The 22,808-nt window shown below is 72.6% G+C and carries 18 protein-coding genes; 10 read left to right on the top strand and 8 right to left on the bottom strand.

Annotated features, from left to right (window positions below):
• Window positions 1-2: 2 nt before the first annotated feature.
• The 8 genes from G472_RS0123085 to G472_RS0123050 all read right to left on the bottom strand — a co-directional run bounded on the left by G472_RS0123085 (window position 3) and on the right by G472_RS0123050 (window position 9,437).
• Window positions 3-788 (bottom strand): HpcH/HpaI aldolase family protein, encoded by a 786-nt coding sequence (locus G472_RS0123085; protein WP_029010264.1) that lies wholly within the window; start codon window positions 786-788, stop codon window positions 3-5.
• Window positions 789-807: 19 nt separating this feature from the next.
• Window positions 808-2,073, bottom strand: a complete 1,266-nt coding sequence (locus G472_RS0123080) for a glycerate kinase type-2 family protein (protein WP_029010263.1) — start codon at window positions 2,071-2,073, stop codon at window positions 808-810.
• Between the two features lie 65 nt (window positions 2,074-2,138).
• Window positions 2,139-3,044 (bottom strand): 2-hydroxy-3-oxopropionate reductase, encoded by a 906-nt coding sequence (gene glxR / locus G472_RS0123075; RefSeq protein WP_029010262.1) that lies wholly within the window; start codon window positions 3,042-3,044, stop codon window positions 2,139-2,141.
• Between the two features lie 123 nt (window positions 3,045-3,167).
• Window positions 3,168-3,965 carry a hydroxypyruvate isomerase gene (gene hyi, locus G472_RS35150; protein ID WP_051341174.1) on the bottom strand — a complete coding sequence of 266 codons (798 nt, stop codon included), beginning with the start codon at window positions 3,963-3,965 and terminating at the stop codon, window positions 3,168-3,170.
• 51 nt (window positions 3,966-4,016) lie between these two features.
• On the bottom strand, window positions 4,017-5,786 hold the full coding sequence (gene gcl / locus G472_RS0123065; RefSeq protein WP_029010261.1) for a glyoxylate carboligase: 1,770 nt from the start codon (window positions 5,784-5,786) through the stop codon (window positions 4,017-4,019).
• Window positions 5,787-5,937: 151 nt separating this feature from the next.
• The gene (locus G472_RS35145) at window positions 5,938-6,810 is read right to left on the bottom strand and encodes an IclR family transcriptional regulator domain-containing protein (protein ID WP_051341173.1); all 873 of its coding nucleotides are present in this window, start codon (window positions 6,808-6,810) and stop codon (window positions 5,938-5,940) included.
• Window positions 6,811-6,864: 54 nt separating this feature from the next.
• A complete protein-coding gene (gene guaD, locus G472_RS35140; protein WP_051341177.1) occupies window positions 6,865-8,226 on the bottom strand; it encodes a guanine deaminase in 1,362 nt (453 codons plus the stop codon).
• A 2-nt stretch (window positions 8,227-8,228) separates the two neighbouring features.
• Window positions 8,229-9,437, bottom strand: a complete 1,209-nt coding sequence (locus G472_RS0123050; RefSeq protein ID WP_029010260.1) for a urate hydroxylase PuuD — start codon at window positions 9,435-9,437, stop codon at window positions 8,229-8,231.
• A 388-nt stretch (window positions 9,438-9,825) separates the two neighbouring features.
• Here G472_RS0123050 and G472_RS0123045 point away from each other — a divergent pair, with 388 nt between their 5' ends.
• The 10 genes from G472_RS0123045 (at window position 9,826) to bcsN (ending at window position 22,799) form a co-directional block, all read left to right on the top strand.
• Entirely contained in the window at window positions 9,826-10,293 is a 468-nt protein-coding gene (locus tag G472_RS0123045) for a bacteriohemerythrin (RefSeq protein WP_029010259.1), read from the top strand.
• Between the two features lie 90 nt (window positions 10,294-10,383).
• Complete coding sequence (gene uraD, locus G472_RS0123040) at window positions 10,384-10,890, top strand: 2-oxo-4-hydroxy-4-carboxy-5-ureidoimidazoline decarboxylase (protein ID WP_029010258.1); 507 nt, start codon at window positions 10,384-10,386, stop codon at window positions 10,888-10,890.
• On the top strand, window positions 10,887-12,134 hold the full coding sequence (locus tag G472_RS0123035) for an allantoate amidohydrolase (RefSeq protein WP_029010257.1): 1,248 nt from the start codon (window positions 10,887-10,889) through the stop codon (window positions 12,132-12,134). Before uraD ends, G472_RS0123035 begins: the two co-directional genes overlap by 4 nt.
• Window positions 12,135-12,137: 3 nt before the next feature.
• Window positions 12,138-13,373 carry a M20/M25/M40 family metallo-hydrolase gene (locus tag G472_RS0123030; protein WP_029010256.1) on the top strand — a complete coding sequence of 412 codons (1,236 nt, stop codon included), beginning with the start codon at window positions 12,138-12,140 and terminating at the stop codon, window positions 13,371-13,373.
• Between the two features lie 70 nt (window positions 13,374-13,443).
• Entirely contained in the window at window positions 13,444-14,364 is a 921-nt protein-coding gene (locus G472_RS0123025; RefSeq protein WP_029010255.1) for a LysR family transcriptional regulator, read from the top strand.
• A 188-nt stretch (window positions 14,365-14,552) separates the two neighbouring features.
• Window positions 14,553-16,856, top strand: a complete 2,304-nt coding sequence (bcsA, locus tag G472_RS0123020) for a UDP-forming cellulose synthase catalytic subunit (RefSeq protein ID WP_281173364.1) — start codon at window positions 14,553-14,555, stop codon at window positions 16,854-16,856.
• The gene (locus tag G472_RS35135; RefSeq protein WP_035693504.1) at window positions 16,853-19,285 is read left to right on the top strand and encodes a cellulose biosynthesis cyclic di-GMP-binding regulatory protein BcsB; all 2,433 of its coding nucleotides are present in this window, start codon (window positions 16,853-16,855) and stop codon (window positions 19,283-19,285) included. The genes bcsA and G472_RS35135 overlap by 4 nt, the downstream gene beginning before the upstream one ends.
• A gap of 3 nt (window positions 19,286-19,288) precedes the next feature.
• Window positions 19,289-20,371 carry a family 8 glycosyl hydrolase gene (locus G472_RS0123010; protein ID WP_051341172.1) on the top strand — a complete coding sequence of 361 codons (1,083 nt, stop codon included), beginning with the start codon at window positions 19,289-19,291 and terminating at the stop codon, window positions 20,369-20,371.
• Window positions 20,368-22,098: a tetratricopeptide repeat protein gene (locus G472_RS0123005; protein ID WP_029010252.1), complete on the top strand. Its 1,731-nt coding sequence runs from the start codon at window positions 20,368-20,370 to the stop codon at window positions 22,096-22,098. The genes G472_RS0123010 and G472_RS0123005 overlap by 4 nt, the downstream gene beginning before the upstream one ends.
• A gap of 5 nt (window positions 22,099-22,103) precedes the next feature.
• Window positions 22,104-22,799, top strand: a complete 696-nt coding sequence (bcsN, locus tag G472_RS35130) for a cellulose biosynthesis protein BcsN (protein WP_051341171.1) — start codon at window positions 22,104-22,106, stop codon at window positions 22,797-22,799.
• The last annotated feature ends 9 nt before the right edge of the window (window positions 22,800-22,808 follow it).

The following is a 22,808-nucleotide window of genomic DNA, read 5'->3' as shown; positions in this document are numbered from 1 at the left end:
CGCTACGGGGCCGCGGTCGCCGCCCCCTTGAAGGAGGTCGCCAGCGCCTCCGCGGTGCGGGCGAGGATGCCCACGTCGGAGCCGACGGCGACGTAGGTGCAGCCCAGTTCGATGTAGCGCCGGGCCAGCGCCGCGTCGGGGGTCAGGATGCCCGCGGGCTTGCCGGCGGCGCGGATGCGGGCGATGGCGTCGTCGATGGCCTCCAGCACCTCCGGGTGCTTCGGGTTGCCGACGTGGCCCAACGCGGCCGACAGGTCGCCGGGACCGATGAACAGGCCGGTCACGCCGTCGACCGCGGCGATCGCCTCGATGTTGTCCAGGCCCTTGCGCGTTTCGATCTGGACCAGCACCGCCATCTCGTCGTCGCAGACCGCGCAATAGTCCTTCACGCGCCCGAAGCCGTTGGCCCGCGGCGCCGCGGAGAAGCCGCGCAGCCCCTTGGGCGGGTAGCGGGTGTAGGAGACGGCGTTGGCCGCGTCCTGCGCGGTCTCCACGTAGGGGATGAGCAAGGACTGCACGCCGATATCCAGGTAGCGCTTGATGGTGACCATGTCGTTCCACGGCACCCGCACCACCGGGTGGGCCGGGCCGCCGGCGGCGCAGGCCTGAAGCTGGCTCAGCACCATCGGCAGTTCGTTGGGGGCGTGCTCGGTGTCGAGCACCAGCCAGTCGAACCCGGCGCCGGCCAGGATCTCGACGGTCAGGTGGCTGGACAGGATCGACCAAAGGCCGATCTGCACCTCTCCGGCCTCCAGGCCGCGGCGGAAGCGGTTCTGCGCGATCTTCACGGGTGTTCCCTCCTGCTGGTTACGGCGCGTCGATCAGGATCGCGCGGAAATCGTTGACGTTGGTGAGCGTCGGCCCGGTGACCAGGAGGTCGCCGACGCTGCGGAAGAACGAATAGCCGTCGTTGTCGGCCAGCCGCTCCTTCGCCCGCACCCCCGCCGCCGCGGCGCGGGCCAGGGTGTCGGGGGTGAGGATGGCGCCGGCGTTGTCCTCGGTGCCGTCGATGCCGTCGGTGTCCGCCGCCACCGCCCACACCGACGGCGCGCTGTCCAGCGCCACCGCCAGGGCCAGCAGGAACTCCGCGTTGCGCCCGCCGCGGCCCGTGCCGCGCACGGTCACCGTCGTCTCGCCGCCGGACAGGATCACGCACGGCGCCGCCGCCGGCTGGCCGAAGCGCGCCGCCTGGCGGGCGATGGCGGCGTGCACCCGGGCCACCTCGCGCGCCTCCCCCTCGATGGAATCGCCGAGGATCAGCGGCGTCACCCCGGCCGCGCGCGCCACCGCCGCAGCGGCCTCCAGGGACGCCTGCGGCGTGGCCACCAGAAGGGTCTGCGCGCCGGCCAGCCGCGGGTCGCCGGGCTTGGGCGTCTCGCCCTCGCCGCGCTCCAGGTGGGCCTTGACGGCGGGCGGCAGGTCGATGGCGTACTTGGCGATCACCGCGCGGGCGTCGGCGAAGCTGGTGGGATCGGCGACCGTGGGGCCCGAGGCGATGACCGACAGATCGTCGCCGGGCACGTCGGAGATCACCAGCGACACCACCCGCGCCGGGTGCGCCGCCAGGGCCAGCCGGCCGCCCTTGACCGCCGACAGGTGCTTGCGCACGCAGTTCATCTCGGTGATGTCGGCGCCCGAGCGCAGCAGGGCCCTGGCCACCGTCTGCTTGTCGGCCACCGTCAGCCCCGCCGCCGGCGCCGCCAGCAGGGCCGAGCCGCCGCCCGAGATCAGGCACAGCACCAGATCGTCGGGGCCGAGGCCGCCGACCGTCTCCAGGATGCGCCGCGCCGCCGCCTCGCCGGCCGCGTCGGGCACGGGGTGGGAGGCTTCGACCACCGCGATCCGTTCCGTCGCCACGCCGTGGCCGTAGCGGGTCACCACCAGGCCGCCGAGGTCACCCGGCCAGTGGTCCTCCACCGCCTTCGCCATGGACGCCGCGGCCTTGCCGGCCCCCACCACCACGGTGCGCCCCTTCGGCGGGGCCGGCAGGTGCGGCGGCACGCAGACCGCCGGCAGCGCCGCATCCACCGCGGCCCGGAACATGGCTTCCAGCAGGTGCCGGGGGGTTTCCATGGGTGCCTCCGTTCGCTTCGATGGCCCTCCCCCGCCTCCGGGCGGGGGAGGAGGCTGAGGACAGCTTACTCCGCCGCCACCGCCTGCGGCGTCGGGGCGACTTCGTGGTTGGCCAGCATCTCCAGGGCGCGGACCATGGCGGAATGGTCCCAGCCGCTGCCGCCGTTGGCCGCGCAGGCGTTGAACAGCTCCTGCGCCGTCGCCGTGTTGGGCAGGCTGAGGCCCAGCGCGCGGGCACCGGACAGAGCCAGGTTCAGGTCCTTCTGGTGCAGCTCGATGCGGAAGCCGGGGTTGAAGGTGCGCTTCACCATGCGCTCCCCGTGCACCTCCAGCACGCGGGAGTTGGCGAACCCACCCATCAGCGCCTGGCGCACCTTGGCCGGATCGGCACCGGCCTTGGAGGCGAACAGCAGGGCCTCGGCCACCGCCTCGATGTTCAGCGCGACGATGATCTGGTTGGCGACCTTGGTGGTCTGGCCGTCGCCGTTGCCGCCGACGAGCGTGATGTTCTTGCCCATCAGCTCGAACAGGGGCTTCACCTTTTCGAAGGCGGCGTCCGGGCCGCCGACCATGATGGTCAGCGACGCCGCCTTCGCCCCCACCTCGCCGCCCGACACCGGGGCGTCCAGGTAGTCGCAGCCCAGCTCGTTGATGCGCCTGGCGAAGCCCTTGGTGGCGATGGGCGAGATCGAGGACATGTCGACCACGGTCTTGCCGGCCGTCAGGCCCGCTGCCACGCCGTTCTCACCGAACAGCGCCGCCTCCACATGGGGGGTGTCGGGCACCATGGTGATGATGACGTCCGCCTTCTCCGCCACGTCGCGGCCGCTGGTGCACGCGGTGGCGCCGGCCGCCACCAGATCCGCCGGGACCGGGTTGATGTCGTAGGCGAACAGGGTGTGGCCACCGTTAATCAGGTGACCGGCCATGGGGCGGCCCATGATGCCGAGGCCGATGAATCCCACCTTCATAGCGTCTCTCCTCCGCAAATATCGATTGTCGGCTGTCGGTATGACCCGATCGATCAATGCAAAGCATTGATCTGTCGGGCTTCACGGCTGGAAACCAACGGAACGGATCTTTTTCCGGCCGTATCAGGCGACCGGCTCGGGCTTGATGCAGTAGGGAGCGTACCAGCCGAGACCGTCGGTGGTCTTGCCCGCCGGCTTGTACTCGCAGCCGATCCAGCCCTGATAGCCCAGCCGGTCGAGCGCCGCGAAGATGTTGGGATAGTTGATCTCGCCGGTCCCCGGCTCGTTGCGCCCGGGATTGTCGGCGATCTGCACGTGGGCGATCTTCGCCAGCAGACGCTGGATGGTCGGGATCAGGTCCCCTTCCATGATCTGCATGTGATAGACGTCGTACTGAATGAACAGGTTATCGGAGCCGACGGCGTCCAGCACCCGTTCCGCCTGTCGCGAGGTGTTCAGGAAGAAGCCGGGAATGTCGCGGGTGTTGATCGGCTCCACCAGCAGGCGGATGCCGGCGTCCCGGAGGCGCGGCGCCGCGAACTTCAGGTTGTCGACGAAGGTCTGCATGGCCGTGTCGGCGGACACGCCCTCGGGTGCCTTGCCGGCCAGGCAGTTGACCTGCGTGCAGCCGAGCGCCGTGGCGTACGCGATGGCGCGGTCCACGCCCTCCCGGAACTCCTCGACGCGGTCGGGCAGGCAGGCGATGCCGCGCTCGCCCTTGTCCCAGTCGCCGGCGGGAAGGTTGTGCAGCACCTGCGTCAGCCCGTTGCGCCGCAGGCGCTCCACCAGGTCCTCTTTGGCGAAGGCGTAGGGGAACAGGTACTCGACCCCGGTGAAGCCGTCCTTCGCCGCCGCATCGAAGCGGTCGAGGAAGTCGATGTCGGTGTAGAGCATCGACAGGTTGGCTGCGAATTTCGCCATCGTTCGTTCTCCCTGAAGGTTCTTGGCTGCCGGTCCCCGCGGGGCCGGATGTTACACCAGCACGGTCTCGGGCCGGGGTTCGGAGATGTCGAGCACCTCCTCGAACTCGGTGACGTTGTCGATCTCGGTGCCCATGGCGATGTTGGTCACCCGCTCCAGGATCACTTCGACCACCACCGGCACCCGGAACTCCTTCGTCCATGCCTTCGCCTTCGCGAAGGCGGCGCCGAGGTCGTCGGGGTCGGTAACGCGGATGGCCTTGCAGCCCAGCCCCTCCACCACCTTGACGTGATCGACGCCGTAGCCGTTCACCTCCGGCGCGTTGATGTTCTCGAACGAGAGCTGGACCTGGAAGTCCATCTGGAAGGCGCGCTGCGCCTGCCGGATCAGGCCGAGGTAGGAGTTGTTCACCAGCACGTGCACGTAGGGCAGGTTGAACTGGGCGCCCACCGCCAGTTCCTCGATCAGGAACTGGAAGTCGTAGTCGCCCGACAGGGCAACGATGTCGCAGTCGGGATCGGCGGCGCGCACGCCGAGCGCCGCCGGCAGCGTCCAGCCCAGCGGCCCCGCCTGGCCGCAGTTGATCCAGTGGCGCGGCTTGTAGACGTGCAGGAACTGGGCGCCGGCGATCTGCGACAGGCCGATGGTGGAGACGTAGCGGGTGTCGCGGCCGAAGACGCGGTTCATCTCCTGATAGACGCGCTGCGGCTTGATCGGCTTGGTGTCGAAGTCGGAGCGGCGCAGCATGGTGCGCTTGCGGCGCTGGCAGTCGGCCACCCAGGCGCTGCGGTCCTTCAGGCGGCCGGCGGCCTTCATCTCCTTCGCCACGGCGATGAACAGGTCGAGCGCCGCGCCGGCGTCCGACACGATGCCGAAGTCGGGCATGAACACGCGCCCGATCTGGGTCGGCTCGATGTCCACGTGCACGAAGGTGCGGCCCTTGGTGTAGACGGGGACCGAGCCGGTGTGGCGGTTGGCCCAGCGGTTGCCGATGCCGAGCACGAAGTCGGACTCCAGCATCGTCGCGTTGCCGTAGCGGTGCGAGGTCTGCAGGCCCACCATGCCGGCCATCAGCGGGTGGTCGTCGGGGATGGTGCCCCAGCCCATCAGGGTCGGGATCACGGGGATGCCGGTCAGCTCGGCGAACTCCACCAGACGGTCGCCGGCGTCGGCGTTGATGATGCCGCCGCCGGCCACGATCAGCGGCCGCTCCGACGCGTTCAGCATCGTCAGCGCCTTCTCGATCTGGGCGCGGCTGGCCGCCGGCTTGAAGGCCGGCAGGGGCGTGTAGGTCTCCGGATCGAACTCGATCTCCGCCAGTTGCACGTCGAGCGGCAGATCGACCAGCACCGGGCCGGGACGGCCGGAGCGCATGAGGTGGAACGCCTGCTGGAAGACGTAGGGCACCTGCGCCGGTTCCAGCACCGTGGTGGCCATCTTGGTCACCGGCCGGGCGATGTCGGCGATGTTGATGGCCTGGAAATCCTCCTTGTGCAGGCGGGCGCGCGGCGCCTGGCCGGTGATGCACAGGATGGGGATGGAATCCGCCATGGCCGAATAGAGGCCGGTGATCATGTCGGTGCCGGCGGGACCGGAGGTGCCGACGCACACGCCGATGTTGCCGGCCCGGGTGCGGGTGTAGCCCTCCGCCATGTGCGAGGCGCCTTCCACGTGGCGGCCCAGCACGTGACCGATGCGGCCGTTGCGCATCAGCGCGGAATAGAAGGGGTTGATGGCGGCGCCGGGCACCCCGAAGCAGACCGTGACGCCTTCCTTTTCGAGGACGTGAACCGCCGCTTCGATCGCGGTCATCTTCGGCATCGTTGGTCCCTCCCTTTGTGCGATGTCCTGACGACAAGGCTAGGCCGGGAGGGGCGCATCGCGCAAGATGGTATGGAAGCGTTTTCGTGATGTGGAATTTCGGCGTTTTATCATTTGTTTCCGGTGAGTTAAATAGAACCGGAAGCGTCTCTTACGAGGCGGCGCGGGTCGCCGACAGACCGCCCAGCTCGTGCGTGACCGTGCGCGCCGCCTCCACCACCAGGGAGCCCACGAGCGCCAGGCGGCCGTCGTCGATGCGGGCGGCGGGGCCGGAGACGGAGATGGCGGCGCCGGGGCGGCCGTGTTCGTCGAAGATGGGGGCGGCCACGCAGCGCATACCCACCGCGTGCTCCTCGTCGTCCACCGCGTAGCCGCGCGCGCGGATGCGGGCAAGATCGTCGCGCAGGCCCCGCGGGGTGGCGATGGTGTGTTCGGTGAAGGCCGGCAGGCCGTGGCGTTCCAGCACCTTGGTGACGTCGCGGTCGGGCAGCCAGGCGAGGATCGCCTTGCCCACCGAGGAGCAGTGCATCTTCACCCGGCCGCCCGGCCGGGCGATGGCGCGCATGAGCTGCCGGCACTCGATCTGGGTCAGGCACATGGCCTCGCCGCCGTCCTCCACGTAGAGGTTCACGGTCTCCCCGCTGTCCTCCATGAGCTGGCGCATGACCGGCCGCGCCATCAGCGCCACGTCGCGGGTGCGCACGAAGGCGTTGCCGACGGTGAAGGCCCCCACCCCCACCTGCCAGACGTTGCCGATGGGGTCGAACCGGGCGAACTGCTGCTGCTGGAGCGTGGTCAGCAGCCGGTGCGTGGTGGAGGGGGCGAGCCCCACGGTCTGCGACAGTTCGGTCAGGGTCAGGCCGTCGTGGCTGTTGGCCAGGGTTTGCAGGATGGCCAGCGCGCGTTGCAGGGATTGCACCTGGCCGCTCTTGTCGGCCGCCGCGCCCTTGTCCGCCGCACCGCCGCGCTCCGCCACCGTCCTGACGCGCGCGCGCACCGTCTCCGCCTGCCGACCCTTCGCCATCGTCCGCCCCTCCCCGGGTGCCATCTTCCACGATGCGGACGAGTTTCCACGTTTTCAGCCCGCGTGGCGAGCGGAATCCGACGCGCGGTCGTGAACACGGCGCCCCTGCACGTAGGTGGCGCGCACCGCCCGGTCGTCGCCGAGCGTCATCAGCACGAACAGCTCCTCCTCCGGGTCGCCGTCGATGGCGGCCATCCGGTGCGCCATGGCCGGGGTGGCGCGGGCGTCCAGCACCACCGCGTCGGCCCAGCGCCCGGGCTCCAGCGCCCCCACCTCCCCCTCCAGGCCGAGCGCCGCGGCGTTACCCCGCGTCATCCGGTGCAGGGCGGCGAGCGCGGGCAGGTTCCGGCCGCGCAGTTGCAGAACCTTGTACGCCTCCGCCGCGGTCCGCAACATGGAATAGGAGGTGCCGCCACCCACGTCGGTGGCCAGGGCCGTGCGCACCGGCCGGTCGGGCCGCTCCATGGCCGCGGCATCGAACAGGCCGCTGCCGATGAACAGGTTCGACGTGGGGCAGAACACCGCCACCGATCCGGTTTCGGACAGGCGGCGCAGCTCCGCCTCCTCCAGGTGCAGGCAATGGCCGAACAGGGAGCGCGGGCCGAGCAGCCCGTGGCGGTCGTAGACGTCGGTGTAGCTCGCCGCCGCGGGGAACAGGGCGCGCACGGCGGCGATCTCGTCCGGGTTCTCCGACAGGTGGGTTTGCAGGTGGACGTCCGGGAACTCCTTCAGCAGCGCCCCGGCGGCGTCGAGCTGGGCGGGGGTGGAGGTGATGGCGAACCGCGGCGTCACCGCGTAGCGCTGGCGCCCCCGCCCGTGCCAGCGCGCGATCAGGTCCCGGCTCTCGGCATAGCCGCGCTCGGCCGTGTCGGTCAGGGCGGCGGGCGCGTTGCGGTCCATCATCACCTTGCCCGCCACCAGCCCCATGCCCCGCGCCTCGGCCGCCGTGAACAGCGCGTCCACCGACTGCGGGTGGACAGAGCCGTAGCAGACGGCGGTGGTGGTGCCGTTGCGCAGCAGCTCCTCCACGAAGAAGCGGGCGTCGGCGGCGGCCCGGGCGGGGTCGGCGTAGCGCTGTTCGGCGGGGAACGTGTAGGTGTTGAGCCAGTCCAGGAGCTGCGCGCCGTAGGAGGCGATCACCTGCGTCTGCGGGAAATGGATGTGGGTGTCGATGAAGCCCGGCACGATCAGGTCGTCGGGGAAATGGTCGACCACCGCCCCCGCCGGCAGCCGCCGCGCCATCGCGTCCGCCGGGCCGACGGCGGTGATGCGCCCGTCCGCCATCAGCAGCATCCCGTCCTCCAGATAGAGGAAACCGGGCGTGTCGCCCGGCCCCGCCGGGTCAGCGGTGATGCTGAGCAGGCGCCCGCGCAGGGCGGCCGGAGCGCTGCCCGCCCCGTTCTCGGTCCCGGTCACGCTCACCGGACCGCCGCGGGGTCGGCCGCCCACAGGGCGAGCACGCGGCGCTCCGCATCGGTCATCTGCGTGACGTTGGCCGGAGGCATGGCCGTGCTCAGGCCGGCGTGGATGCCGATGGGGCCGGCGTGGCGGCGGATCGCCTCGGGGCTGTCGAGGACGACGCCGCGGGGGGCGGCGGGAAGGCCCTCCCACACGGGGGATGCGGTGTGGCACATGCTGCAGCGGGACAGGACGATCTCCTCCACGTGGGCGAAGGTCACCGGGGACGCCGCGGCCGTCTGCACCGGCCGGGTCGGGCCGACGCCGCCCAGCCAGGCGGCGGCGGCCATGCCGGCGACGGCGACGCCCCAGGTCCACCAGGGCGTCGACTTGCCGGCGTGGCGGCTGTTGAAGAAGTGGCGGATGGCCGCCCCGACGACAAGCACCAGCGCCACGATCACCCAGTTGTACGGGGTCGCGAAGGCCAGCGGGTAGTGGTTGGAGATCATCAGGAAGACGACCGGCAGCGTCAGGTAGTTGTTGTGCAGCGAGCGCTGCTTCGCCGCCCGGCCCAATGCCGGGTCCGGCGCCTCGCCGCGCAGCATGGCCGCCACGGTGCGGCGCTGGTTGGGAATGATGACCATGGCCACGTTGGCCGCCATCATCGTCCCGATCAGCGCTCCCATCTGCAACAGGGCGCCGCGGCCGCTGAACACCTGCGTCGTCACCCAGGCCGTCGCCACCAGGAACACGAAGCCCGCCGCCGCCAGCCGGCCGTCGTCGCGGCCCAGGGGCGACCGGCACATCCGGTCGTACACCACCCAGCCCAGCACCAGCAGACCCACGGAGATCGCCACCGCCTGCCAGGGTTCCAGCGCCAGCACGTCGGGGTCGACCAGCAGAAGGTCGGCGCTGCGGTAGTACAGCACCACCATCAGGGCGAAGCCGCTGATCCAGGTGGTGTAGGCCTCCCACTTGAACCAGGTCAGCTCCGCCGGCAGGTGCGGCGGCGCCACCGTGTACTTCACCATGTTGTAGAAGCCGCCGCCATGGATCTGCCACGCCTCGCCGGCGGTGCCGGCCGGCAGGTGGTCGCGCCGCCGCAGGCTGGCGTCCAGGTGGATAAAGTAGAAGGACGAGCCGATCCAGGCCACGGCCGCCACCACGTGCAGCCAGCGCACCATGAAGTTCACCCAGTCCCACGCCGCCGCATCCGCCATCACATCCATCGCCGCCCCCTTCGCTCCCCGTCCGTCCCTTTCCTTTCTACCACCCCCCGCACGCGCCGGAACGGTGGCTGCGATCGCCAACTGCTTCAAAAATTTCCGAAAGGCGGCGTTCCCGCCGGATCGCCACCCGGCGTTGCCGGAAGAAAAATTCGCCGCCCGGAAACGAAGAAACCGTCACAATCGGGCAGAGAATTCAAACGCCACTGTGAGAGCATAACGCAGCCCCTGACACTCCTTCTCCGCATACAAAGGGACAGTGTGCGCCGTTCTCCTTCTTACGGATGATGGTTTTGGAACGAGATCAGGCGCATATTTTCCTTCTTGGGCGGGTCTCGGATGGATGTCAGCCATGCAGCTTGCCGTTATTGAACCCGGACGGGAGCCGTTGATGGGCCATGACGCGGACATGGAGCCCGGTCCCTTCACCCCCCTGCGCCGGCCGCCCGGCATGCCGCCGGCCGCCTGCCTGATCTGGCATCCCTCCTACGAGACCGGCATCGAACGGATCGACGAACAGCACCGCAGCCTGTTCGCGCTGCACGGGGACTTCGTGCACGCCGTGGAACGGGGCGGGTCGATCCACCTTCTGGACAGCATGGCGCGGGACCTGATCCGTTACGCCGACCTCCACTTCCACGACGAGGAGGAGGCGATGGCCCGGTTCGGCTACACCGGTCTGGACCGCCACCGGACGCTCCACACCGGGCTGCGCGCGACGGTGGCCCGGCTGGACCGGCTGCCGCAGGAGCGCACGTCCCTGCTGGTCGTCGCGGAGTTCGTCAAGCTGTGGATGCGCGAGCACATCCTGGTGGAGGATCGGGATTTCGCCCGCTTCGTCCGTTCCGGCGCGACCTGATCCCCGAGAAAACAGTTTCAAAGCATTCCGTAAGGTGTCCGCCGCCGGTCCCGGCTATGGTGGGGTCTTCCTTTGGCGGAGGCCCCACGGATGACGACCCCTGCCGGCATGGACCGGGAACGCTTTCTTGCCACCTATGGCGGCGTGTTCGAGCATTCGCCATGGATTGCCGCGGCGGTGTGGGACGCCGGCCCGCCGGCCGCCGGTGACGGCACCGACGCCCTGCACGCGGCGATGTGCGCCGTCTTCCGCGCCGCCGGGCGGGACCGGCAACTGGCCGTGCTGCACGCGCACCCCGACCTGGCCGGGCGGCTGGCGGTGGCCGGCGGCCTCACCGCGGACTCCACGGCCGAACAGGCGTCGGCCGGGCTCGACCGCTGCACGCCCGAGGAGTTCGCCCGCTTCACCGCCCTGAACGACGCTTACAGGGCGCGCTTCGGCTTCCCCTTCATCATGGCGGTCCGGGGGCGGCGGCGCGACGAGATCCTGGCCGCCTTCGAGCGCCGGGTGGCCAACGACCCCGACACCGAGTTTGCCACCGCCCTGGACGAGGTGGAGCGCATCGCCCTGCTGCGCCTGCGGGCGCTGGCGCAATGACCGGCGGCGATCCCATCGGCCGGGCGCTGATGGAGCGCCTGGACGCCTTCGCGGCCTTTTCCGAAGAGGCCGGGGCGCTGACGCGCCTCTACCTGACGCCCGCGCACCGCGCCGCCGCCGACCGTCTGGCGGGGTGGATGAGCGAGGCGGGCATGACCGTCCGGCTGGACGGGGCGGGAACGGTCGTCGGCCGCTACGAGGGCGCGGAGCCCGGCCGGCCGGCGCTGCTGATCGGCTCCCACATCGACACCGTGCGCAACGCGGGGGCGTACGACGGCAACCTCGGGGTGCTGGCCGGCGTCGCCGCGGTGGCCGAACTGCACCGGGCCGGCGAGCGCCTGCCCTTCGCCGTGGAGGTGCTGGGCTTCGGCGACGAGGAGGGAGTGCGCTTCCCCGTCACCCTCACCGGCAGCCGCGCCGTCGCCGGCACCGCCGACCCCGCCGCCCTCGACGCCGTGGACGCCGACGGGATCAGCGTGCGCGAGGCGCTGCGCCGCTTCGGCTGCACCGGCGACCTCGCCGCCGTCGCACGCCGGCGCGCCGACGTGCTGGCCTTCCTGGAGGTCCACATCGAGCAGGGGCCGGTGCTGGAAGCGGCCGGGCTGCCGCTGGGCGTGGTCACCGCCATCAACGGCGCGTCGCGCTTCGCGCTGACGGTGACCGGCACCGCCGGCCACGCCGGAACCGTGCCCATGGGGCTGCGCCGCGACGCGCTGGCCGCCGCCGCCGAGATGGTGCTGGCGGTGGAGGCGCGCGGCGCCGCCGAGCCGGATCTGGTCGCCACCGTCGGCCGCATCGCGGCGGTGCCGGGGGCGGTGAACGTCATCCCCGGCGCGGTGCGCTTCACCCTCGACGTGCGCGCCCCGCGCGACGACGCCCGCGCCGCGGCGGCGGCGGACATCCTGGCCGCCTGCCGCGCCGTGGCGGCGCGGCGCGGGGTCGGCTTCGACGCGGAGCGCACCCACGACGCCCCCGCCGTCGCCTGCGCCGGGCCGCTGATCGCGGCGCTGGAGGCCGCGGCGGCACGGGCCGGCGTGCCGCCGCACCGGCTGCCCAGCGGCGCCGGCCACGACGCCATGGCGCTGGCCGCCCTCTGCCCCGTGGGGATGCTGTTCGTGCGCTGCGCCGGCGGCATCAGCCACCACCCCGCCGAAGCGATCACCGCCGACGACGCCGGACTGGCCGTCCGCGTCCTTCTCGACACCATTCGCCACCTGGATCCCTCCGGCCTCGAACGGACCTGAGTCATGACCGACGACAGCGCCTCCCTCATCCGCGCCTTCCTGGACGGCCACCGCGCCGAGCAGACCCGCTTCCTGGCGGAGCTGGTCCGGGTGCCCTCCGACAACCCGCCGGGCGACTGCGCCGCCCACGCCGAGCGCGCCGCGGCGCTGCTGGAGGAGCTGGGCTTCACCGTCGAGCGTCATCCCGTGCCGGCGGACGTGGCGCGGGCCAACGGCATGATCAGCGCCACCAACCTGGTGGTGCGCCGGCGCTTCGGCGACGGCCCGGTGGTGGCGCTGAACGCCCACGGCGACGTGGTGCCGCCGGGCGAGGGGTGGACCCGCGACCCCTACGGCGCCGAGATCGTCGACGGCTGGATGTACGGGCGCGGCGCGGCGGTGTCCAAGTCCGACTTCGCCACCTACGCCTGGGCGCTGCTGGCCCTGGAGCGCCTGCCCGTGCCGCCCGCCGGCACGGTGGAGCTGCACCTGACCTACGACGAGGAGACGGGGGGCGAGATCGGCCCGCGCCGGCTGCTGGAGGAGGGGATCACCCGGCCGGACTTCGCCATCGCCGCCGGCTTCTCCTATGCGGTGGTGACGGCGCACAACGGCTGCCTGCACCTGGAGGTGGAGGTGACCGGCAAGTCCGCCCACGCCGCCCTGCCCGCCACCGGCATCGACGCGCTGGAGGCCGCCAACCACGTGCTGACCGCCCTGTACGCCCACCGCAAGGGCTACGCCGGCACCGTCTCGGCCATCCCCGGCATCGGCACGCCGCAGCTCACCGTCGGCCTGATCCGCGGCGGCATCAACACCAACGTGGTGCCCGACCGCATCACCCTGCGCCTCGACCGCCGCATGATCCCCGAGGAGACCGGCGCCGCCGTGGAGGCGGAGCTGCGCGGCGTCATCGAGCGGGCGGCCGCCGCCTTCCCCGCCGCCCGGGTGGCGGTGCGCCGCATCCTGCTGGCCGAGCCGCTGAAGCCCGTCGCCGGCACCGAGCGGCTGGAGACCCTGCTGTGCCGCCACGCCACGGCCGTGATGGGCGAGCCGGTGGGGGCCACCGGCGTGCCGCTCTACACCGACGCCCGCCACTACGCCGCCGCCGGGGTGCCCATCGTCCTCTACGGCGCCGGCCCCCGCAGCATCGAGGAGGCCAACGCCCACCGCGCCGACGAGCGCCTGCCCCTGGACGACCTGTACCGGGCGACCGAGGTGGTGGCCCTGACCCTGCGCGACCTGCTGACGGGCACCTGATACGGCCGGGCTTGCGCCGCACCCCGGTGCGGTGCACCAATGCCCTCCGCTGACCGGCGGAGGGGATGGGATGGCCTTGCTGGAGAACATGCGCATCTTCGTGCGCGTCGTCGAACTGGGCAGCCTGTCGGCGGCCGGGCGGAGCCTGCGCCTGTCGCCGGCGGTGGTCAGCCACCGCATCCAGCAGTTGGAGGAGCATCTGGGGACCCGGTTGCTCAACCGCACCACCCGGCAGGTGCGGGCGACGGAGGCCGGCACCGTCTTCCACGAGCATTGCCTGGAGGTGCTGGACGCCGTGGAGCGGGCGCAGAGCAGCGTCGCCGGTGAGGCCGGGGTGCCCGCCGGCAACCTGCGGGTGACGGCGCCCCTGGGCTTCGGCCGCCGTCTGCTGGCCCCCCTGGTGCCGGAGTTCCGCGCCGCCCATCCCGCGGTGGACGTGCGGTTGCGGCTGTCGGACCATCTCATCGACCTGCTGCACGAGGCCGTGGACGTGGCCATCCGCATGGCCGTGCTGAAGGACTCCGGTCTGGTGGTGCGCAAGATCGCCGACCTGCGCCGGGTGCTGTGCGCCGCCCCCGCCTATCTGGACGCCCGCGGCCGGCCGCAGCGGCCGGAAGACCTGCTGGCCCACAACTGCCTGCTGCTGCGCTTTCCCGGCTCGCAGCAGTACCGCTGGACGCTGAGCGGGCCGGACGGCCCCATGAAACTGGCGGTCGCCGGCTGCATCGACGCCGACGACGGCGACGTGCTCACCGCCTGGGCGCTGGCCGGCCAGGGGATCGTCCAGAAACCCCTGTGGGAGGTGGCCGAACACCTGCGCAGCGGCGCCCTGGAACCGGTGCTGCCCGCCACCCCGCCGGAACCCGTGTCCCTGGCCGTCCTCTATCCGCACCGCAACCTGCTGCCGGCCAAGGTGCGCGTGTTCGCCGATTTCCTGGTGGACCGTACCCGCACGGCGCTCACCGCCATCGACCCGGACGCCATCATGTAACGCGACACCTTGTCGCAAATTGCGACAGCGCGGGACGACCGGCAACATTGCGCTTCGACAGAGCGTGCGTATGTCGCAACGCCTCATCGGCCGTTTTTTGTACGCCTTCCGGCCTCAACGAAAATGCTTGCCGCATTTTAAGCATACTGTATGTCTGGTTCGTCCCTGCCCGTCTTCAGGTTTGCTCAGTGCCGATCACCCCGTCGCTTTCTTCGTCTGCGAATGATCGCCGGCCACCGCCGCCGCCGCCGGGCGTTGGAACGCGCCCGCCGGCCGGCGCGGGAACGCGCCTGACCCGGTGGCTGATGTGGGCCCTGTGCGCGGTGTCCGCGGCGGCGTTCCTCAGCCTGGCCGCATTGCCCGTGGGACGGGACGCCAGCGCCGCGGTGTCCATCGCCATCGTCGTGGTGGCGGGCGTGCTCGGCCGCTTTTCCGAACGGTTCTGGCACGCGCGCACCATGACGGTGCTGCTGCTGGCCTTCATCACGCTGCGCTATTTCTTCTGGCGCATCGACGGGACGCTGCCGCCGGCCGACGACCTGCTGAACTTCATCCCTGGCCTGATCCTGTTCCTGGCCGAGCTGATGACCTTCACCCTGTTCTTCCTGTCGCTGTTCGTCATCCTCGACCCGGTGGTGCGCAAGCCCGTGCCGCTGGTCGGGGAGCCGGCGACCTGGCCCACGGTGGACGTCTTCATCCCCAGCTACAACGAAGACACAGAGCTTCTGGAGGCGACGCTCGCGGCGGCGGTGGCCATCGACTATCCCCGCGACCGCTTCACCGTGTTCCTGCTGGACGACGGCGGAACCGACCAGAAGGTCAACCAGGCCGACCCCGCGGCCGCCGCGGCCGCGCGGGAGCGGCGGGCCACCCTGTCGGCCCTGTGCGAGCGCCTGGGCGTGCGCTACATCGCCCGCGAGCGCAACGAGCACGCCAAGGCGGGCAACGTCAACTATGCCTTCCGCCGCTCGTCCGGCGAGCTGATCCTGATCCTCGACGCCGACCACGCCCCGACGGTGGACTTCCTGCGCAGCACGGTCGGCTTCTTCCAGCGGGATCCCGGCCTGTTCCTGGTGCAGACGCCCCACTTCTTCGTCAATCCCGACCCGGTGGAATACAACCTGCGCACCTTCGACCGGATGCCCGGCGAGAACGAGATGTTCTACTACTCCATCCAGCCGGGGCTGGACCGGTGGAACGCCTCGTTCTTCTGCGGCTCGGCGGCGGTGCTGCGGCGCACGGCGTTGCAGGAGGTCGGCGGGCTGGCCGGCGAAACCATCACCGAGGATTGCGAAACCGCCCTGGAACTGCATTCCCGCGGCTGGCGCAGCGCCTACCTGCCCCGCCCCCTGATCGCCGGGCTGCAGCCGGAAACCTTCTCCACCTTCATCGCTCAGCGCTCCCGCTGGGCGCAAGGGATGATCCAGCTCTTCATCCTCAAGAACCCGTGGCTGAAACGCGGCCTGACCATCCCCCAGCGCCTCTGCTACGCCAGCACGATGATGTACTGGTTCTTCTGGTTCTGGCGCCCGGTGTTCATGCTGGCGCCGCTGTGCTACGCGTTCTTCGGGCTGGAGATCTTCCGGGTCAACCTGTACGACTTCACCTGCTTCGTCCTGCCGCACATCTTCTCGGCGATCTTCCTGGGGCACCTGCTCCACGGGCGCACCCGCTGGCCGCTGTTCTCCGAGCTTTACGAATACGTGCAGTCCCTGCACGTGGGCCGCGCCGCCCTGTCCACCATCTTCAGCCCGCGCAAACCCACCTTCAAGGTGACCGCCAAGGGCGAGGCGGTCGACCGCACCCGCTTCTCCGAGCACGCCGGCCCCTTCCTGGTGGTGGCCCTGCTGCTGGGTGCGGGGCTCGCCCTGTGCGCCTGGCGCTACGCCATGTTCCCCGAACACCGCGACGCCATCGCCCCGGTGGCGGTGTGGAACCTGCTGAGCTTCCTGCTGGCGGCCAGCGGCCTGGCGGTGGTGTACGAGCGCAAGCGCGTGCGCAAGCAGGAGCGGGTGGCCATGGACCGCCCGGGGGAGCTGACCCTGGACGACGGCACGGTGGTGCCGCTGACCGTCGCCGACGTGTCGGCGGGCGGGCTCGGCCTGCGCGTCGAGGGGCGCTGGGGCGACCGGCTGGCCGGGCAGGACAAGCCGCTGTTCTCCACCGCCGATCCCATCGACGGCCAGGTCCTGGCGACGCGGGTGAAGCTGCTGCGCACGGAAGCGCGCGGCGGCGAGCTGCTGGTGGGCGCCGGCTTCGCCCCGGCCGACCGTGACGAGGTGCTGACCGTGTCGCGCCTGGTGTTCGGCAACAGTGCCGGCTGGGACGCCTGGATCGGCCGCAAGCGCTCCAACGCGCCCAACCTCATGCTGGGCTTCGTGTACTTCTTCTCGCGCATCGTCCCGCGCGCGACGGTGGCGATCGTCGCCATGCTGGTGCTGGGCGTGCGGACGCTGGCCGGCCGCCCGGCGGCGGAGGCCGAGGAACGATGACCGGCGCGCGTGCCCTGCTGATGGTCCTGGCGGTCCTGGCGGCGCTGACCGGACCCGCCCCGGCCCGCGCCGCGGATGAGCGGGTGGTGCCCCTGTCCGGCCCGGCCGACGGCGCGGCGCGGGCCGAGCTGGCGGGGGAAATCGACCACCTGGACCTCACCGTCATGGTCCCGCCCACCGCACCGCTGCGCCAGGTGGTGCTGTCCCTGCAGTACGAGAACGGCATCGACCTGCTGCCGGAACGCAGCCGGCTGCTGCTGTCGCTCAACGGCGAGCCTCTGGCGGAGTTACCGCTGTCCGCTTACCGCGGGCCGGTCACCGCGTCCATCTCCCTGCCGCCGGGCCGCCTGCGCCCCGGCGCCAACCGGATCACCCTGCGCCAGGAGGCCCAGCACCGGGCGTTCTGCAACGTGCGCGGCACCTTCGATCTGTGGACGCGCATCAATCTGGACCGCTCCTCCCTGGTGCTGCGCAGCGATGGGGCGCCGCCCGCCCCCGATCTGGCGATGCTGCCCCAGCTTCTGGCGGCGAGCGACCGGGCGGCATCGCCGCTCGCCGTCCTGCGGGTGGGCGAGGCGATGCGGCCCGACCATCTCGGCTGGGGAGCGCTGGCGGCGCAGGCCTACGCGCTGACCCTGGGCGACCGGGCGCCGCGCGTGATCACCGTTGCCCTGCCCGCCCCGCCGCGCACCGGCGAGGCGGCACCGGTGCCGGTGCCCGGCCCGGCCATGCCCGGCCCCAAGTCGATTCTGATCGGCACCCGCGACGAGTTGAGCGGCGTGCTCGCCCCACCGGTGCTCCAGGGCGTGACCGGCCCGTTCCTGGGCGTCTACCCCGTGCCGGACATGCCCGGCGGGTTCGTCCTGGTGGCGTCGGGCCGCACACCGGAGGAGGTGGACCGCGCCCTGCTGCGGCTGGCCGATCCCGGCCGGCCGCTGCCGCCGCAGGCCGCCGTGGTGCTCGACGGCCCGCCGGAAGCCCGCATGGCGCCGCCTCCCGACACGCTGGGCGAGGGGCGCTACCGGTTGTCGCGCCTGGGGTTCGAAACGGCGACCCACACCGGCTACCGCTATTCCGGCCGCCTCACGGTGCGGCTGCCGGCCGATTACCGGCCGGTGGCGGACCGCACCATCGCCCTGCGGGTCAACGCCGCGTTCGAGGGGGAGATCGGTCCGGGGGCGGTGCTGAACGTGCGCATCAACGGCCGCATCGGCGGCGCCATCGAGGTGGACCGGCGCTCCAGCGGCGACATCCGGCGGGCCGAGATGCGCCTGCCCATGAACCTGTTCCGCCCCGGCCCCAACCGGATCGAGTTCGACGCGGAACTTCCGCCGGCGCAGGAGACGGATTGCCTGTTCGCCGTCCGCAAGCCGACCTTCACCCTGTTCGACAGCAGCGAGCTGGAGATCCCCGGCTTCGCCCGGCTGGTCGGCATGCCCGACCTGGGGACCACCGCGCGCACCGGCTTCCCCTTCGTGCGCCCCGACGAGGGCAGCCGGCCCGAACCGTTCGACCTGGTGGTCGCCGGCCAGGGCGACGCCTGGCACGGGGTGGCGCTCACCCTGGTGGCGCGGCTGGCGCAGAGTGCCGGGGAGGTGCTGCACCCGGTGCCCAGCGTGGGCTGGACCGCACCCGGCACCCGCGACGCGCTGATCGTCGGACCGGTCACCAGCCTGCCGCAGGCGGCGCTGGACGGCACCCGGATCGGCCCCGATCGCCTGGCCAGCCTGCTGGAGGCGGGCACCCGCATCTCCCAGGCGGAGGCCGCGGGCGAGCCGCTGCCCGACGCGGAGCGGCGGCGCATCGTGGAACGGCTGCGCGCGGTGCGCGGCGCCCCGCAGCCGGCGGCGGCCGGACAGCCGGTGGTGCCGTCGGGCGCGCGCAACGGAGCCGCCCGATGGGAGACCCCGGCCGACCGCACCGTCCCGCCGCCCGACGACGGGTCGGTTTCGCTGACCGCCCTGGTCGGCCGGCTGATCGAGCTGGTGGGGCGCGCCGGTGCGGCGGACGATACGTCACACGCCGCCGAGTCCCTGACGCTCGGGGCCGACGACATGCTGCCCGACACGGCGCTGCTGCAGTTCCGCGCCCCGACCGCCGGTGACGCCACATGGACGGTGCTGACCGGCGCCGACCCGGGGGTGGTGGCCCGGGCGGCGGAGCGCCTGGTCACCGCCCCGCTGTGGACGATGCTGGAGGGCGGTGCGGCCCTGTGGCGCAGCACCGGCGGCGGGATGGACGCCATCGCGCCGGCAGCCCGCTACAGCATCCTGGTGAACCGCGCCGATCTCGGCAACCTGTTCCTGATCGTGGCCAGCCATCTGTCGCAGCGCATCGACGTGCTGTTCGGCCTGCTGCTCGGGGCCGTCGTGGTGCTGGCCTTCACCATCCACATCCTGCTCCGGCTCGGCCGCACGAAGGAGGACTAGGGCATGCGCGCGATCAACCGGCGGACCGCCCTCGCCATCACCGCGGCCGCGGCCGCCGCCGCGGCCGGCGTCGGCGCCGGCGCGATGACCGGAACGGGCATGTCGGCCGCCGGCCGCGAGGCGGAGCTGGCACCGGCCGCGTGGGCGGACTTCGCCGCCCGCTTCGTGGCCGCCGACGGACGGGTGGTGGACACCGGCAACGCCGGCATCAGCCATTCCGAAGGCCAGGGGTACGGCATGCTGCTGGCCGCGGCGGCGCGCGACCGCGCCGCGTTCCGGCGCCTGTGGGACTGGACGCGCAGCCAGTTGATGGTGCGTCCCGACGGGCTCGTTGCCTGGAAGTGGGAGCCCGGCAAGGGCGTCACCGACCCCAACAACGCCACCGACGGCGACGTCCTGATCGCCTGGGCGCTGCTGCGCGCCGGCGAACTGTGGCCCGACTCGGGCCTGCGCGAGCCCGGCGTGACCCTGACCCGGGCGGTGGCGCGCCATCTCGTGGTGCGCCACGCCGGCCTGACGCTGCCCCTGCCGGGCATGGAAGGGTTCCGCAAGGGCACGGCGGTGGTGGTCAATCCCAGCTATCTGGTCTTCCCGGCCTTCCGCGCCATGGCCGCCGCCGATCCGGACGGCCCCTGGCAGGAGCTTGTGACGTCGGGGCTGGTGCTGCTGGCCAAGGCACGGTTCAGCCAGTGGCAGCTTCCGCCGGACTGGGCGCAGGTGGAGGCGGACGGGACCGTGACCCTGCCCGACGGCTTCCGCAAGCAGTTCGGGTACGATGCCATCCGCGTGCCCCTGTACCTCGCCTGGGGCGGCCTGCGCGATCCCTATTACTTCCGGCCCTACGGCGCGCTGACCGCGCGCTTTGCCGGAGGGCCGGTGCCGGCCACCGTGTCGCTGCCGGGCGGCACCACCGCGCAGGTGGCGGCGTCGTCGGGCATGCTCGCCGTCCACCGCCTTGCCGCCCGCCTCGCCTCCACCGGTGCGAACGTCACCGTGCCGCCGGGGGCAACGGGCGAGGACTATTACTCCACCGTGCTCCTCCTTCTCACCCGCCTGGCGGAACGCAGCCTCGGATTCGCCCCATGACCCGCCCCCTCTTCCCGGCCCTCATCCCGGCTGCGGCGGCCGCCCTGCTGGCCGCCGCGTTCCCGTCGCAGGCCGCGGCGCAGGCCACGCCCCGCGCGCTCGCCCCCGGCGTGGAGGTGGAGGTCGACTCCCCCGGCGCCCCGGTGCCGGGGCGCATCGACGAGACGGCCCTGCGCTATTACGCGCGCATCGGCGACGTCGCCCGGCTGGAGGCGGAGATCGCCCGGCTGAAGGCCATCGATCCCCTGTGGGACCCGCCCGCCGACCTGTTCGCGCCGCAGGCGCAGCCGAGCGGCGTCGACGAGACCCCCTTCTGGGAGCGGCTGTCCGCCGGGCGCATCGCCGAGGCCCGCGCCGCCATCGCCGAACAGCGCGTGCGCACGCCGGGCTGGCAGCCCTCGGCCCGCCTGCTGGAGGAACTCGACCTGGCCGAAGCCACCCGGCGGGTGCGCGACGCCAGCGAGGCCAACCGCTGGAGCGAGGTGGTGGAGGCCGCGGCCGCCGAGCCGCGGGTGCTGACCTGCGCCCGCCTGGACACCCTGTGGCGCACGGCCGAGGCGTACGGCCGCCTGGGCCGGACGGAGGACGCGTTCGCCCTGTACCGCACCGCCGTCACCACCTGTCCGCGCGCCGCGGAGCGGCGGGACACCCTGTTCAAGGCGTCCGCCCACCTGCCGCCGGAGCGCGTGCGCGACCTGGCCGAGCTGGGCGCCACCGCCAACCCCGCCGAGGGGGAGGACTACGCCGCGGTGCGCGGCGCCCTGGCGGAGCTGGAGGTCGGCCGCACCCTCGCCCGCCTGGGCGCGCGCGGCGCCGAGCCGGCGGCGGCGGACCTGGCGCGGGCGGAGGCGGCGGTGCTGGAGCGGCGCGACGCCGACGGCGCCCTGGCGCTGGGCTGGTTCCACCAGAACCGCCGCCGCTTCGCGCAGGCGCTGGAGTGGTTCGGCCGCGCCAACGAGTGGGAGCCCGGCGAACGGGCGGCGGAAGGGCTGGTGCTGGCCTATGCCGGCCTGAACCGGCGGGCCGAGGCGCTGGAGGCGGCCCGCCCGTGGCGCGGCACGTCGCGGCGCGTGGACCAGGCGGTGCGCGCGGTGGAGCGTCCCGCCGGCACCGGCGGCCCCGCGGCACCCCGCGGGCCGAGCCCGCTGGACCGCGCCCTCGCCGCGCGCGACTGGAGCGGCTGCCTGGACCTGATCGAGGCGGAGCGGCGGGCCAACCGCTTCACCGCGGCGCTGGCCCAGCAGCGCGGCTGGTGCCTGATGGAGCTGGACCGCCCGACCGAGGCGGAGGCGGCCTTCGCGCAGGCCCTGGCCCTGGCCCCGTCGGCGCCGCCGGCCGAGCGCCGGCGGCTGACCGAGGGGGCCGAGTACGGGGCCCTGCAGGCCCGCCTGCGCCAGGACGACGCCACCGGCGTGGTCCGCGACCTGCCGACGAGCCAATTGAGCGAGGCGCAGCGCCGCGACCTGCGGGCCGGCGCCCTGGCCAGCCAGGCGCTGCGCGCCTATGAGGAGCAGCGCCACCGCGACGCCCTGCGCCTGCTGGACGCGCGGCGCGAGCTGGAGGCGGAGCCGCGCGGCCTGACGCTGATGCGCGGCTGGTCGCTGTACGCCCTGGGCCGGCAGAACGAGGCGCTGGCGGTGTTCGAGGCGCTGGACCGCCGGCTCAGCACCGCCGACACGCGCGAGGCGGTGTCCGTGGCCCGCCGCGCCATCTACAGGGGGGAGTGAGAGCCGTGCCGAAGCCCGCCGTCTCCATCGCCGTCGCCGCGCTTGCGGCCCTCGCCGCCGCCGGCTGCGGGCCCGGCCTGCGCCAGGACACCGGCGACCGGGTGCCGACCACCTGGTCGCGCATTCCCGCCGGGGAGGTGCCCGTCCTGACCGGTGCCGGCGGCATGCCCGCCGCCGTCGGGGCGCGGGCGCGGACGATCGGCGCCCTCTACCGGTCCTACGTGCTGGTCCTGGAGAACCCGACCAGCCTGCCCGGCGAGAACCGCCTGAGCATCGACGTGGAGGCCGTGCCGGACAGCGTGCTGGGCGCCCTGACGCGGCCGGACCGCCCCTTCCCCGTGCCCCTCTACACCGAGGAGCGGCTGCGCGACACGCTGGAGCGGGAATTCCCCGGCCTGGACGCCGACATTGCCCCCGTGGCCGGGCGCAACCGCTACGGGGACTATGATTACGCGGTGGCCGGCGACGCCACCCGGCGGTGCGTGCTGGCCTGGCAGCTCATCGAGGACCGCACCCGCGTGCTGCCGGAAACCCTGTCGGCCGTCCGCCTGGAATGGCGTATGTGCGGCCGCGACGTCACCGCCGCGGCGCTGCTGGCCCCCTTCGACCGGTTGACCCTGACCGCCGCCCCCGACATCCTGGACGCCGGAAGTTACACCCCGCCCCCCGCCGCCCCCCTGCCGCTCGCCCCCGACCGCTGACCGGCGCAC

Origin of the sequence: Azospirillum halopraeferens DSM 3675 (assembly GCF_000429625.1) — a bacterium.
In the GTDB taxonomy this organism is placed as follows: Bacteria; Pseudomonadota; Alphaproteobacteria; order Azospirillales; family Azospirillaceae; genus Azospirillum; species Azospirillum halopraeferens.
The sequence above is the reverse complement of the archived record's forward strand: the minus strand, read 5'-3'. Positions and strand labels throughout refer to the sequence as shown.